Here is a 14,598-nt window from a genome sequence, read left to right as displayed (position 1 = left end):
TGAAAGCGCTTTTAATATTAATATGTAATCAGATAGTGATCAAAAGTTAATCAATTTATTATCAGTATGTTGCCGAAAGAGGAGGACGGTTATGAGCGAACAGAACATCCGCTGGGGAATAGCCCCGATAGGTTGGCGTAATGATGATATTCCGGAGATTGGCGCTGGGAATACATTACAACATTTGCTGAGTGATATTGTGGTAGCCGGTTTTGAAGGAACTGAAGTTGGCGGTTTTTTCCCTTCTGAGGACATACTGAATAAGGAACTGCAGCTGCGCAAGCTCAGCATTGCCGGGCAGTGGTTCAGCAGCTTTTTGATCCGTGACGGATTGGAGAACGTACTGGAAAATTTTCATACACAGTGCCGTTATCTGCAGGCAGTAGGAGCAGACGTGATCGTCGTATCCGAGCAATCCTACAGTGTACAGGGACTCGACAAAAACGTATTTGCCGAGAAGCCGTATTTTACAGACAGCGAGTGGGACACACTATGCGAGGGACTGGATCAGCTTGGCAAAGCTGCCGACAACTACGGACTGAAGCTTGTTTATCATCATCATATGGGTACGGGCGTGCAGACGCTGGCAGAGATCGACCGGCTCATGGCAGGGACGAATCCGGCGTATGTTCATCTGCTGTATGATACGGGACATATCTTTGTCTCGGACGGTGATTATATGACACTGCTTCAGCGGCATATTTCGCGCATCCGGCATGTGCACTTCAAGGATGCACGCCGTCTGGTACTGGATGACTGCCGTTCTGCGGGCAAATCATTTATGCAATCTTTTTTGAGCGGAATGTTCACCGTACCTGGAGATGGCTGCATTAATTTTGTAGATGTATATGATCTGTTGCTGGAACAGGAATACCGTGGGTGGATTGTAATCGAAGCCGAGCAGGACCCGGCTGTAGCGCATCCTCTGGAATACGCATTGATCGCACGCCGATATATTGATGAGATGCTGCTCACCCGGGAATGGAATGGAAAGAGAGGCGAACAATATGCAAAATGAAGCGACTCAAAAAGCGTTCCTCGGTAAAATTATTATTATCTCTACACTGGGTGGTCTGCTTTTTGGTTATGATACCGGTGTGATCAACGGGGCACTGCCTTATATGTCTGCAGCTGACCAGCTAAATTTGAATACGTTTACACAAGGTTTGGTTGCCAGCTCGCTGCTGCTGGGCGCTGCATTTGGAGCCATTTTTGGTGGACGGATGTCCGATCGTAATGGCCGCCGCAAAAACATTCTGTTTCTGTCTATTCTCTTTTTTATCGCTACGGTAGGATGTACACTCGCACCGAACGTAGCCATTATGGTAGCTGCCCGCTTTCTGCTCGGAATCGCAGTCGGAGGCGCTTCAGTCACGGTACCTTCCTTTCTGGCGGAAATGTCTCCGGCCGATCGGCGCGGCGGGATTGTCACGCGCAATGAATTGATGATTGTTAGCGGACAGCTGTTGGCTTTTGTCATTAATGCTATTCTCGGCACGATGATGGGCGATAGCTCCCATGTATGGAGATATATGCTGATTGTTGCAGCACTGCCGGCCATTCTGCTGTTCTTCGGTATGTTGCGTGTACCGGAAAGTCCGCGCTGGCTCGTCTCCAAACAAAAAGATGATGAAGCTCTGGGTGTATTGAAAAGAATTCGCAGCGAACAGGATGCCGCTTCCGAGCTCGCGCAGATTCAGAACAATCTCAAGAAGGAGAAAGAATTGCAAAAAGCCGGATTCAAGGATCTGGCGATTCCATGGGTTCGCCGAATTATGTGGATCGGGATCGGAATCGCGATTGTCCAACAGATTACCGGTGTCAATTCGATCATGTACTATGGTACGGAAATTCTAAAAGATGCCGGCTTTGAGACCAAAGCGGCGCTGATCGGTAATATCGCCAATGGGGTGATTTCCGTGCTGGCTACCTTCGTAGGGATCTGGCTGCTTGGCCGTGTGGGCCGGCGTCCGATGCTGCTCACCGGACTGATCGGTACGACGACCTGTCTGCTGCTGATTGCGGTTGCCACTGCATGGCTGGCGGGCTCGCCAAGTCTGCCTTATGTTGTCCTCGCGTTAACCGTTACGTTTCTGGCTTTCCAGCAGGGAGCGATCTCACCGGTCACCTGGCTGATGCTGTCCGAGATTTTCCCGCTGCGTTTGCGTGGATTTGGTATGGGCATGACTGTATTTTGCCTGTGGATCATCAATTTCCTGGTAGGACTGCTGTTCCCGGTTCTGCTTGGTGGTATCGGATTATCCGCGACTTTCTATATTTTCGCAGCTCTGGGCCTGCTGGCGATTACCTTTGTCAAACTTGTACTGCCGGAGACCAAAGGTCTGTCCCTCGAAGAACTGGAACAGAAATTCCGCTCCCATGGTAAAAAAAACCTTGAAAATGATCAGACTTATGCAGCCAAAGCTGCGCCGGTGGAATAAAGTATTAGCCATCATACACATACTATACAGCTACAGGAGGATATTATTATGACGTTGAATATCGGTGTAATTGGTACAGGGGCAATCGGACGCGAACATATTCGTCGCATTACGAACGGACTCTCGGGCGGCAAGATTGTAGCCGTAACCGATGTGAATATGGAAGCAGCCCGGGCAGTGGTAGAGAATTTTAATCTGGATGCCAAAATCTATCCTGATGATCAATCGCTCGTTCAGGCGCCGGATGTGGATGCGATTCTCGTAACCAGCTGGGGACCTGCCCATCAGCAGAGTGTTATGGCCGGCATTCAGGCGGGCAAGTATGTATTCTGTGAAAAGCCGCTGGCTACAACAGCAGCCGGCTGCCGCGAAATTGTAGAAGCGGAAGTCAAACATGGCAAGCGTCTTGTTCAAGTAGGCTTTATGCGGCGTTATGATGCCGGTTACCAGCAGCTGAAGCGTGCAATAGACGAGCGCTTTATCGGAGAGCCGCTGATGATTCACTGTGCCCATCGCAATCCGGAAGTTAATGATGGCTATACCACCGATATGGCGATCACGGATACATTGATCCATGAGATCGATGTGCTGCACTGGCTGATCAATGATGATTACGAGTCTGTACAGGTGAGTTTCCCCAAAAAGACCCGTCTGGCTTCCAGTCATCTGCGCGATCCACAGATCGTCACTATGGAGACCAAGGGCGGTGTACTGATCAAAGCCGAGATTTTCGTTAACTGCAAATATGGTTACGATATTCAATGTGAGGTAGTGGGAGAAGAAGGTGTAATCAAACTGCCGGAAGTGCCAAGCATTACGTTCCGTAAAGACGCCAAGCTTGGTAATCATCTGCTCATGGACTGGAAAGAGCGGTTCATTGATGCCTATGACCGTGAGCTGCAGGACTTTATCGACGCGGTCAGTAACGGCGGCGAACCACAAGGACCTACAGCCTGGGATGGATATGTGGCAGCGGTCACAGCGGATGCCTGTGTCAAAGCGCAGGATTCCGGTCAAAAGGAATCGGTAGAGTTCGGAGAGAAGCCGGAGCTGTATGGAGATTCTGCACTGCATCGTGTCTAGGAGTAGGTAATTCCAGGCAATGCATACGTAATTACATGTATTCCTTGAAGTTGATGGTTCCGGCTGTCCATTAGTATTTTGCGACAAAGGATAAGCCGGAATACATCCATTATGCATAAAGACAGGAGAGAAAACCCATGAAACTGTGTTTTAATCAAGCGACAACCCTCAACAATTCTAATCTGGTCAAGGATCTGGAATACTGTGAAAAGCATGGATACGACTATATCGAGATTCGTACCATGGACAAGCTGCCTGAATATCTGGAAAATCATTCGCTGGATGACCTGGTTCAGTATTTCCAGACGCATCATATCAAGCCGCTTGCCTTTAATGCGCTGGTGTTTTTTAACAATCGGAGCGAGGAAGAATACCAGGAGATCATCAAGGAGTTCCGCGGAATGCTGGAGATGGGTTCCAAGTTGGGCATTGAATATATTGTGGCTGTACCACTGGTTGCCGAACAGAAAATTCTGAAGTCTGATATCCATCAGAGCTGTGTCAGTGTACTGCGTGAGCTATCCGATCTGGCAGCGCCTTACGGCATTGGGGTGGCAGTGGAATTTGTAGGTCATCCACAGTGTACAGTGAATACATTCGGCCAGGCCTACGATATTGTGGAAGCGGTAGACCGTGCCAATGTAGGACTGGTGCTGGACTGTTTCCATTTCCATGCGATGGGTTCCAAGCGTGAAGACCTGGAACGTGCAGATGCCAGCAAGATCTTTATTCTGCATATGGATGATACGGAAGACTATCCGATCGGCTTCCTGACGGATGAGGATCGGGTATGGCCAGGTCAGGGCGCTATTGATCTGGACTATATTCTGTCGACAATCAAGCAGAAGGGATATTCGGATGTGGCTTCTGTCGAGCTGTTCCGTCCGGAATATTATGAATTGGATGCGGAAGAAGCGATCCGTATCGCCAAAGAAACAACCCTGCAGGTGCTTGCTCGCCATTATACGCTGGAACAGGTATAGAAATAGAACGTCCACATCGTAGTCAGAATGCAGCACAGATGAAAAGCATTCATTATTTGCAAATCCTCCTTGTATACCGGTTACGGTGAGCAGGGGGGATTTTGACGTGCATGTTCATGCCACTTTGTGTACAATTGCAGCCCTCTGCAGGCAAAGAAGGCGATCCAGCAATAGATATGCCGGATCGCTTTCTGGTAGAGCTACCTTTATATAACATTCATCTGTCTTAGAGGGAGCCGGTAATAAATTGTGCCTCTCCCATGCCAAAGCTCCAGTCCGCATTGCCGTTCTCAACAATAGAGACCATCAGATCGGTAGGAGCCAGACTGCATTGTTCCTGCAGCCGCTGGGCCAGCAGCTCATACAGACGCTGCTTTTGCTCGGTAGTACGCTGCTTGCTCGTTACGCTGATCACGACCATAGCCGAGGTGCGGGGATAACCAAGACCGGTATCCTCGATAACCATCTCTCCGGTGGGATGCTGGTGCACAATCTGGTAGCGGTCCGAAGCGGGAACGTCAAAAGCTTCCACCATGGCTTCATGAGCAGTATCAAGCAGCAGCTTGAGCTGCTCTGGACTGCGTCCCTGAAATAGATCAAATCGTAATAATGGCATAATTTGTTCCTCCTTCATATATAGTTACTATGGATGACGCGAGCGAATCTGATGCGTCATACAGAATTGCTGGTATTCCTCGGGCAAAGGCTCCGAAGAGATGATGGTGTGCACACTTTCGAGCGGTGCATAAGTGAGCAGGGTAGAACGGCCAAACTTGCTGAGATCCGCTAGTAGAATCAGATTTTGCGCTTTTTGGGCGATTACTTTTTTGATCTCGTATTCCAGCAGGTCCGAGTTGGTGAGGCCATGGACAATACTGACTCCCGTAGCCGCCATAAAGGCTTTGTTAACGTTATATTTCTCCAGCGACCGGATATCATCCATCCCGACAAAAGAACGGGTACTGCGTTTATACGTATTTCCGATCACGAGCAGATTGATATATTCCATATCTGCTACTCCATTGATCACATCCAGACTGTTGGTCAAAATAGTGAGTGGACGTCCTGGTGCCAGATAATCGATAATATTGCGCGTCGTCGTTCCGGAATCAATAAAAATCAGGTCATTATCCTCGATACAGTCTGCGGCCAATCGGCCAATACTATGCTTCTCGGGCTGATGCTTGATATTCCGGTTCTCAAAAGGAACCAGCTCAGTGATAGCGCTTACACCTCCATACACTTTCTCAATCGAGCCGCGCTGCATAATCTGGTTGATATCACGCCGGATCGTATTCTTGGATACGTCGAATTTGAGGCACAATTCATCCAGGGTTACATTTTTACGTGAATGAATGTATTCTTCGATATCTTGAAGTCGTCTGGCTTTCATAGGCATTCTCCTGTTATCTGTTATACTCCCAATATAGTTTATAACCAAAAGTTTATCAATAGTTAATTAAAATTGTATACAGATATAATAATGAAATGAGATAAAAAGAGCATCTATTTACATATAATTTGATTTGTATATTTTTCTTTTAGCAAGTGTTCATTGGAGAATAAGAGTGCATACAAGATTTGTTTATATCTTGGAATAAAGGATTTAAATGCTTTAATAGCAGCGTTTTTATGATGTTTGTCTATCTTGATTTATATAAGTTGCATCGGGTCTTTTATAGAAAGAAGGCAGCAGATAACCATGCCTTTTTACCTGTTTTGAGTAAATGATCATGTTTGTGTGCTAATAAGGGTTGACGGTTATATTTATATTATATATGATAAAAATATAACCAATATATAACCAAGTTGTGATTGTGTTTGGCAGGTTTTAAAATAAATGTGATATCGAGAGGAGCAATCCAATGAGCACGTTGACATCTACCGCAAGAAAGTTGAAAAACTATATCGGTGGCAAATGGTTGGAAAGCAAAACGACCAATTATGAAGACGTTTACAATCCAGCTACCGGCGAACTGATTTGTCAGGTACCGATCTCTACACGTGAAGACGTAGAATATGCTGCCGAGATTGCGCTGGCTGCTTTTCATAAATGGAAACAGATTGCCGTACCGCGTCGTGCACGCATTTTGTTCAACTACCAGCAGCTGCTGCAGCAAAACAAGCAGGATCTGGCACATCTGATCACGATCGAGAACGGCAAGAATCTGACAGAAGCATTGGGCGAAGTGCAGCGCGGCATCGAAAATGTAGAATTTGCTGCAGGATCGCCTTCCCTGATGATGGGCGACTCCCTCGCTTCGATCGCAACAGATGTGGAAGCGACCAACTATCGCTATCCAATCGGTGTGGTAGGTGGTATCGCTCCATTCAACTTCCCGATGATGGTTCCATGCTGGATGTTCCCGATGGCCATCTCGCTGGGCAATACATTTATTTTAAAACCTTCCGAGCGTACACCGCTGCTGACCGAGAAGCTGGCAGAACTATTTACGGAAGCGGGCTTGCCGGACGGCGTGTTCAATATCGTCTATGGTGCACATGATGTGGTCAACGGCATTCTGGAGCATCCGGAGATCAAAGCGATTTCCTTTGTCGGTTCCAAGCCGGTGGGCGAGTATGTATACAAAAAAGGCAGCGAGAACCTCAAACGTGTACAGGCACTAACCGGTGCCAAAAATCATACGATTGTACTGAATGATGCGAACCTCGATGATACGATTACGAATGTAGTCTCCGCGGCATTCGGTTCTGCCGGTGAACGCTGCATGGCTTGTGCGGTTGTTACAGTAGAGGAAGGCATCGCTGATGAATTTATCGCCCGTCTCAAAGAGAAGTCACTGAGCGTGAAAATCGGTAATGGTCTGGATGATGGTGTATTCCTCGGCCCGGTTATTCGTGAAGAGAACAAGGAACGTACGATCCGTTATATCGAGAAAGGCCTGGAAGAAGGTGCCACCCTGCTGACCGATGGACGTGAGCGGATGGAGGGAGATGGATACTTTATCGGCCCGACGATCTTTGAAGGCGTAACGACAGACATGACGATCTGGAAAGAAGAAATCTTCGCTCCAGTGCTGTCCGTGATCCGTGTGAAAAATCTCAAGGAAGCGGTTGAGATTGCCAATCAGTCGGAATTTGCCAATGGAGCCTGTCTGTTCACCAGCAATGCGAATGCGATTCGCTACTTCCGTGAAAACATCGATGCAGGTATGCTGGGAATTAACCTGGGTGTTCCGGCACCGATGGCATTCTTCCCATTCTCCGGCTGGAAGTCTTCCTTCTATGGAACGCTTCATGCCAACGGCAAAGACAGTGTCGATTTTTATACTCGCAAAAAGGTAGTTACCGCCCGTTATGCGGAACCTACATTTGAATAGAGGAGGAATCCGCTTTGACCAGTCATCTGCTGCGCAAACCGCAGTCCCAATCTCAGGACAACGGAGTAACTGTTGTCCATGACCTGAACATTGCCGAATCACCACTGGAGTATGTAGGCTTCCGCATGATTGACCTTGCTCCCGGTGCCGTCCATGAAGAAGAACTGACTGATCTGGAATGCTGTATTGTTGCTGTCACCGGCCGTATTACCATTACCGAGGGCGAACATTCATTTACCGGAATCGGCACACGTGATAGCGTATTTGAGAAGAAGCCGACAGACAGTGTATTTGTCTCCGGCGGACATACTTTCCGTATAGAAGGCGTCAGTCAGGCGCGGGTGGCTCTCTGCTACGCGTCTGCCCTCAAGCCGCTTCCTACTGTACTGATCCCGGCGAACGAGGTAGGTGTGGAACATCGCGGCAAGTATCAGAACCGCCGTATGGTGCATAATATCCTGCCGGATAACCATCCTGCTGCCAGCAGCCTGTTGGTCGTGGAAGTCTATACCGAAGCCGGGAACTTCTCCAGTTATCCGCCGCACAAGCATGATCAGGATAATCTGCCGGAAGAATCGTTTCTGGAAGAAACATATTATCATGAACTGGATCCGCAGCAGGGCTTTGTTTTCCAGCGTGTATATACAGATGATCGTCTTCTTGACGAAACAATGGCTGTGGAGCATGGCGATGTGGTACTTGTTCCCAAAGGATACCATCCGGTCGGAGTACCCGACGGTTATACGTCCTACTATCTGAATGTGATGGCCGGTCCAACGCGCATATGGAAATTTTATAATGATCCGGATCATGAGTGGACTCTGGAGCGCGAATAGTCTGGAATTCCACCTGAGCCACTCAGCTGTCCCGAACCCTTAACCTATGGAAGAAAGAGCGGTGACGATATGAAGATTGCATTCGATAATACCAAGACATTCGAACTGATCACGTTGGGTCGGGCCTGTATCGACCTGAACGCAGTAGAATATAATCGTCCGATGGAAGAGACGATGACCTTCTCCAAATATGTAGGCGGCTCGCCTGCGAATATTGCTATCGGCGGAGCCAAGCTAGGGTTGAAAACCGGATTTATCGGTAAAATTGCCGATGACCAGCATGGACGTTTTATTCGTTCCTATATGGGCAAAGCAGGTGTAGATACCTCACGGTTTATTGTAGACACTGAGGGTCATAAGACCGGGCTTGCCTTTACCGAAATCAAAAGTCCCGAGGAATGCAGCATTCTGATGTACCGTGATCAGGTCGCCGATCTGTACCTGCGTCCGGAGGAAGTGGATGAAGACTATATCCGTCAGACTGGTCTATTACTAATCTCTGGTACAGCCTTTGCCCAGAGCCCTTCCCGTGAAGCAGCCCTGCGAGCCATCCAGCTGGCCAAGAAAAACAATGTCCGGATCGCTTTCGAACTGGATTATCGTCCGTATACATGGGCTTCCCGTGAAGAGACGGCGGTCTATTATTCAATGGTTGCCGAGCAATGCGATATTGTCATCGGTACCCGGGATGAGTACGATATGATGGAGAACACACTGCAGGGCTCCAATGAATATACAACGCGTCATCTATTTGCACATAGTGCAGAGCTGGTCGTCATCAAGCATGGAGTAGAAGGTTCGTATGCCTACACACGTGATGGTCAGACGTTCCGTGCACATGCCTACAAGACCCAGGTTCTCAAAACATTCGGCGCGGGAGATTCCTATGCTTCGGCACTGCTCTACGCGCTGATTCGCGGCAAAGACATCGAGACGTCGCTCAAATATGGTAGCGCTTCCGCATCGATTGTGGTCAGCAAGCACAGTTCTTCGGAGGCGATGCCTACCGCAGAGGAAATCGAGGCGCTGATTGAGCGCCAGCCGCTCATCCAGTCCTGACACAGCAGGCACACTTCAATCAAAGGTGGAGGCACATATGGGAAACAAGATCAGATTAACGACTGCACAAGCGCTGATTAAATTTCTGAATCAGCAGTATATTCATATCGATGGACGGGAAACTCCATTTGTGGAAGGAATCTTCACTGTATTTGGACACGGCAACGTGCTTGGCATCGGTCAGGCACTCGAGCAGGACCCGGGTCACCTCAAAGTATTCCAGGGCAAAAATGAGCAGGGGATGGCTCATGCTGCCCTTGCTTACAGCAAGGAAAAGTTGCGCCAGAAAATCTACGCCGTCTCTACATCATCGGGTCCGGGATCAGCCAATCTGGTGACAGCAGCAGGTACAGCACTGGCCAACAATATTCCGGTGCTGCTGCTGCCGGCAGATACATTTGCCACACGTCAGCCGGACCCTGTACTCCAGCAGGTAGAGCAGGAATACAGCGCTGCTGTAACGACCAATGATGCGCTCAAGCCGGTATCCCGTTACTGGGATCGTGTTACTCGTCCGGAGCAGCTGATGAGCAGTCTGCTCCGCGGTTTTGAAGTATTGACCGATCCGGCGCGCAGCGGTCCGGTTACGATCTGCATCTGCCAGGATACAGAATCGGAAGCTTTTGATTATGAAGAGTCTTTTTTCCAGAAGAGGGTGCATTATATCGACCGTCTCGAACCGAGCGAGCGTGAACTGCAGGCAGCCGAAGAGATTATCCGCAGCAGCCGCAAACCGCTGATCCTGGTCGGTGGAGGAGTCAAGTATGCGGAAGCGAGAGAAGAGCTGATCGCCTTTTCCGAAAAGTATGATATTCCGCTGGTTGAGACCCAGGCCGGCAAATCGGCAGTCGAGTATACATTTAAAAACAATCTGGGCGGCATGGGCATCACCGGTACACTGGCAGCCAATACAGCAGCCAGACAGGCAGATCTGGTAATCGGGATCGGTACGCGGTATACCGACTTTGCGACGTCATCCAAGACGGCTTTTGACTTTGACAATACCCGCTTCCTGAATATTAATGTCAGCCGGCTGCAGGCATACAAGCTGGACGCAGTGCAGGTAGTTGCAGATGCGAAGACGACACTGGCTAGACTGCTTGAGCGGCTGGATGGTTACAAGAGCGATTTTGCTCCGGCAATTGCCGAACTCAAGCAGCAGTGGGATGCAGAACGTGACCGTCTGGGCAAAGTGAAGTTCCAGCGCTCGGGATTCACGCCGGAAGTGAAGAATCACTTCTCCCAGGATATCCTGAATGAATATGCGGATGCGCTCGGTACCGAACTGACACAGACTACTGCGCTGATTGCCATCAATGATGCGATTGCTCCCGACAGTATTATCCTGTCCTCGGCAGGCTCACTGCCAGGTGATCTGCAGCGTGCCTGGAATCCGACCGTACCAAATACGTACCATCTGGAATACGGGTATTCCTGTATGGGTTACGAGGTGTCCGGTGCACTCGGGATCAAACTAGCCAATCCGGATCGTGAAGTATATTCCATCGTCGGTGACGGCAGCTTCCTCATGCTGCACTCCGAGCTGATCACGGCGATCCAGTATCAGCACAAAATCAATATCCTGCTGTTCGACAATTCCGGCTTTGGCTGTATCAACAATCTGCAGATGGATCATGGCAGTGGCAGTTACTATTGTGAATTTCGGAATGCGGACCAGCAGATTATGAATATCGATTATGCCAAAGTCGCCGAAGGTTACGGGGCCAAGACGTACCGTGCCAACACGGTCGAAGAACTTCAGGCTGCTCTGGCAGATGCCAAACAACAAAATGTCTCTACACTGATCGAGATGAAAGTACTCCCGAAAACCATGACCGATGGTTATGACAGCTGGTGGCATGTCGGAGTAGCCGAAGTCTCCGACAAAGACAGTATCCGTCAGGCCTATGAGCACAAGCAGAAGATGCTGGAGAAATCCAAACAATACTAATTGCAGAACAGGGAGGAACTATCATGAAGCTGGCTTACGATCCTACGCATTTTCGGGATTCCTTATCACTGGAGGAAATGATCTTCAAAGTAGCGGATATGGGCTACGAATATATCGAGCTGTCGCCGCGTGAGGACTTTTGTCCATTTTACAAATATCCGCGGGTAGACAAGCAAAAGATCAAGCAGGTCAAAAAATGGATGAGTGAAGCCGGTGTCAAGCTGTCCTCGCTGCTGCCGCTTTATCACTGGGCAGGACCCGATGAAGAACGTCGCCAGGCAGCTGTACGCAACTGGAAGCGAGCGATTGAAGTAGCTGTCGAGCTGGACGTGGATCTGATGAACAGCGAATTTAGCGGTTCCAAATACGAAGCGCTGGCTTCGGAGGAGAAATTCGTCAAGTCGATGGATGAGCTGATTCCTGTTTTTGAAAAGGAAGGGGTGCGTCTGAATCTGCAAGCCCACCCGTATGACTTTATCGAGACCAACACCGGTGCGATCGATATGATCCGTGCGCTGGATCAGCCATGGATCAAACTGGTATATTCGGTTGCCCATACGTTCTTCTATGATGACGGTGTAGGTGATATTGCCAAGATGCTTGATGAAGCCGGCGATCTGGTGGATCATGTATTGTTCGCGGATACCTTTAACCACAAAGCCGCTTACGGGCTACGCTATATTATCAATCCGCCGGATGCCCAGGTAACCGTGCATCAGCATCTGAATATCGGGGAAGGCGATGTAGACTTTGATACCCTGTTCCGCAAGCTTCGCGAAATGAAATTTGACGGTATCGCAACCAATGCCGTATTTGCCTATAGTGATCGTCCGGAAGAATCCAGTGCACTGATGCTGAAGAAGATGAAGGAAGGATTGAGACTGGCCTGATCCGGGCACAGCAGAATGGAGGTAATCATATGGCTCTGGTATCAATGAAGGAAATGCTGCAGCAGGCCAGACAGGAGCAGTGCGCCGTCGGTCAGTTCAACGTAAACGGATTATCCTGGGCACATGCGATACTGGAAGCTGCACAGGCGGAGAATGCACCTGTTATCGTCGCTGCGTCGGACCGTCTGATCGATTTCCTGGGCGGCTATCGAATGGTAGCGACCATGGTCAATGTACTGATCGAGGACAAAGGAATCACCGTACCGGTTGCTCTCCATCTGGATCATGGCAAGACAGTAGACAGCTGCCGCCAGGCGATCGACGCCGGATTCTCCTCGGTAATGTATGACGGCTCCCATGATCCAATCGCAACCAATATCCGGGATACCTGGCAGGTTGTCCAGTATGCGCGTTCAGCTGGCGTATCGGTCGAAGCGGAAGTGGGTACAGTCGGAGGCATGGAAGACGGCCTGATCGGTGGTATCCAGTATGCCGACCTGCAGGAATGCACACAGTTGGTCGAAGAGACCGGTATTGATGCGCTGGCAGCTGCCCTTGGATCGGTGCATGGTAAATATGTCGGTGAACCCAAGCTGGGATTCAAAGAGATGGAGGAGATTTCCCGGGCAGTGGGCATCCCGCTGGTGCTGCACGGCGCTTCGGGAATCCCTCTTCACCAGCTGCACCGGGCGATAGAGCTGGGGCATGCCAAAGTAAATATCAATACGGAATGTATTACTGCCTGGTCCCTGCAGCTTCGCCGTACACTCGCCGAAGATCTGGATACTACCGAGCCGCGCAAAATCCTAACTCCTGCCCGTGAAGCCATTCGGGAAGCCGCCCAGGCCAAAATCCGCGAATTTGGCTCCAGTGGCAAAGCCAGCCGTCTGCAGGAGAAGATTGCAGAATAGGCAGATAGATAAGCTGAACAAGGTAGCTTTTATTTTGTGCCAGTAGTTGCCGTGAGTTCTATAGGCTAGGCTAGCAGAGCTTGGGTAGGAAATATGAATATCCATTTAAATAGCAATTCAAAAAGCCTTTCTGACCTGCGGTAATCGTACCGCAACGTGTAGAAAGGCTTTTTGGATTGGGCATACTTTGTATCTGTAACCGCTTCCTACTAATGGTCTCTATACGTACCCGTTTATTGAAGAAAAGACAGGGATAAGTGAGAGATTATGGCGTTACAATCGTAATCTGATGCTGGGCGGCATAATGCTGATACTCCTCGCCAGGCTGGCTGTTGGTGATCAGATAATCGATATCGCTTAGCGCACAGTAGGTAGTTAGTGCATATTTATCAAACTTGCTGTCATCAATCATGAGCAGCACATTGGAACTTTTGTTAACGACGGTAGTTTTGATATCGGTCTCCAGCGGAGACGAGTTGGTGACACCGTTGGCGATTGAGATACCGGTAGAAGCGATGAATGCTTTATTGATATTGTATTTATTGAGCAGTTCTACACTCTGAAAGCCTACAAAAGAATCGGTTTTCCGTTCAAACATTCCGCCGGTTGAGAAAATGGTCAGATTAGGCGAAGTTCTCGCCTGATGAATGAAGTCAAAATTATTCGTAACGACCGTCAGTTGTTTGTCTTTGATATAAGGTAATAGCTCCAGCGTAGTTGTACCGGAGTCCACGAAGATAACGTCGCCATCTTCCACAAACTGCGCAGCCAGCTGACCGATTTCCTGCTTTTTGGTCAGGTTATGGTCCTTGCGTTCGTCGAATACAATCAGCTTGGAATGATTCACCGATACGCCGCCATATACTTTTTTGAGAATGCCGGTCTTCACCAGGGCACTTACATCCCGGCGAATCGTATTCATCGATACCCCAAAATGCTCGACCAGTTCTTCCAATGATACGGAGTCATGTTCGAATACATATTCTTTAATTTGATTAATCCGCTGCGTTTTGATCATGTACTTATTCTCCTAATGTCAATTTTACGAAAAGTCATCGATTATTCGGGTAAGGGTATTTTAACCCTGTATTGAAATCCGAATC

13 protein-coding genes are annotated in these 14,598 nt (G+C 48.9%); 10 read left to right on the top strand and 3 right to left on the bottom strand.

The features are described from left to right. Window positions 1-91 precede the first annotated feature (91 nt). The 4 genes from iolE to iolI all read left to right on the top strand — a co-directional run bounded on the left by iolE (window position 92) and on the right by iolI (window position 4,507). Window positions 92-1,018 (top strand): myo-inosose-2 dehydratase, encoded by a 927-nt coding sequence (gene iolE / locus H065_RS0116200; RefSeq protein WP_017814134.1) that lies wholly within the window; start codon window positions 92-94, stop codon window positions 1,016-1,018. After that, complete coding sequence (locus H065_RS0116195; protein ID WP_017814133.1) at window positions 1,008-2,441, top strand: sugar porter family MFS transporter; 1,434 nt, start codon at window positions 1,008-1,010, stop codon at window positions 2,439-2,441. The genes iolE and H065_RS0116195 overlap by 11 nt, the downstream gene beginning before the upstream one ends. A gap of 48 nt (window positions 2,442-2,489) precedes the next feature. After that, window positions 2,490-3,524: a bifunctional inositol 2-dehydrogenase/D-chiro-inositol 1-dehydrogenase gene (iolG, locus tag H065_RS0116190; RefSeq protein ID WP_017814132.1), complete on the top strand. Its 1,035-nt coding sequence runs from the start codon at window positions 2,490-2,492 to the stop codon at window positions 3,522-3,524. Window positions 3,525-3,661: 137 nt separating this feature from the next. Continuing rightward, the gene (iolI, locus tag H065_RS0116185) at window positions 3,662-4,507 is read left to right on the top strand and encodes a 2-keto-myo-inositol isomerase (RefSeq protein WP_017814131.1); all 846 of its coding nucleotides are present in this window, start codon (window positions 3,662-3,664) and stop codon (window positions 4,505-4,507) included. 226 nt (window positions 4,508-4,733) lie between these two features. Here the strand turns inward: iolI and H065_RS0116175 are convergent, their stop codons facing one another. Further along, complete coding sequence (locus H065_RS0116175) at window positions 4,734-5,123, bottom strand: tautomerase family protein (RefSeq protein WP_017814129.1); 390 nt, start codon at window positions 5,121-5,123, stop codon at window positions 4,734-4,736. Window positions 5,124-5,150: 27 nt separating this feature from the next. Next, window positions 5,151-5,900, bottom strand: coding sequence for a DeoR/GlpR family DNA-binding transcription regulator (locus tag H065_RS0116170; protein ID WP_017814128.1), 750 nt, complete (start codon window positions 5,898-5,900; stop codon window positions 5,151-5,153). A gap of 472 nt (window positions 5,901-6,372) precedes the next feature. Here H065_RS0116170 and iolA point away from each other — a divergent pair, with 472 nt between their 5' ends. From iolA to fba, 6 genes are all read left to right on the top strand, one after another. Beyond that, a complete protein-coding gene (gene iolA / locus H065_RS0116165) occupies window positions 6,373-7,848 on the top strand; it encodes a methylmalonate-semialdehyde dehydrogenase (RefSeq protein ID WP_017814127.1) in 1,476 nt (491 codons plus the stop codon). 14 nt (window positions 7,849-7,862) lie between these two features. Beyond that, window positions 7,863-8,684: a 5-deoxy-glucuronate isomerase gene (iolB, locus tag H065_RS0116160; protein WP_017814126.1), complete on the top strand. Its 822-nt coding sequence runs from the start codon at window positions 7,863-7,865 to the stop codon at window positions 8,682-8,684. Between the two features lie 69 nt (window positions 8,685-8,753). After that, on the top strand, window positions 8,754-9,743 hold the full coding sequence (gene iolC / locus H065_RS0116155) for a 5-dehydro-2-deoxygluconokinase (RefSeq protein ID WP_017814125.1): 990 nt from the start codon (window positions 8,754-8,756) through the stop codon (window positions 9,741-9,743). A gap of 37 nt (window positions 9,744-9,780) precedes the next feature. Beyond that, window positions 9,781-11,694, top strand: a complete 1,914-nt coding sequence (gene iolD / locus H065_RS0116150; protein WP_017814124.1) for a 3D-(3,5/4)-trihydroxycyclohexane-1,2-dione acylhydrolase (decyclizing) — start codon at window positions 9,781-9,783, stop codon at window positions 11,692-11,694. A 23-nt stretch (window positions 11,695-11,717) separates the two neighbouring features. Next, window positions 11,718-12,584, top strand: a complete 867-nt coding sequence (locus H065_RS0116145) for a sugar phosphate isomerase/epimerase family protein (RefSeq protein ID WP_017814123.1) — start codon at window positions 11,718-11,720, stop codon at window positions 12,582-12,584. 29 nt (window positions 12,585-12,613) lie between these two features. Beyond that, window positions 12,614-13,495, top strand: a complete 882-nt coding sequence (fba, locus tag H065_RS0116140) for a class II fructose-1,6-bisphosphate aldolase (protein ID WP_017814122.1) — start codon at window positions 12,614-12,616, stop codon at window positions 13,493-13,495. Window positions 13,496-13,760: 265 nt separating this feature from the next. Here fba and H065_RS0116135 read toward each other — a convergent pair whose 3' ends face one another. Beyond that, window positions 13,761-14,513, bottom strand: coding sequence for a DeoR/GlpR family DNA-binding transcription regulator (locus H065_RS0116135; RefSeq protein ID WP_017814121.1), 753 nt, complete (start codon window positions 14,511-14,513; stop codon window positions 13,761-13,763). Between the last annotated feature and the right edge of the window lie 85 nt (window positions 14,514-14,598).

This window comes from Paenibacillus shenyangensis (genome assembly GCF_000346635.1).
Lineage (GTDB): Bacteria > Bacillota > Bacilli > Paenibacillales > Paenibacillaceae > Saccharibacillus > Saccharibacillus dauci.
This window is presented reverse-complemented; position numbering and strand designations above follow the sequence as displayed.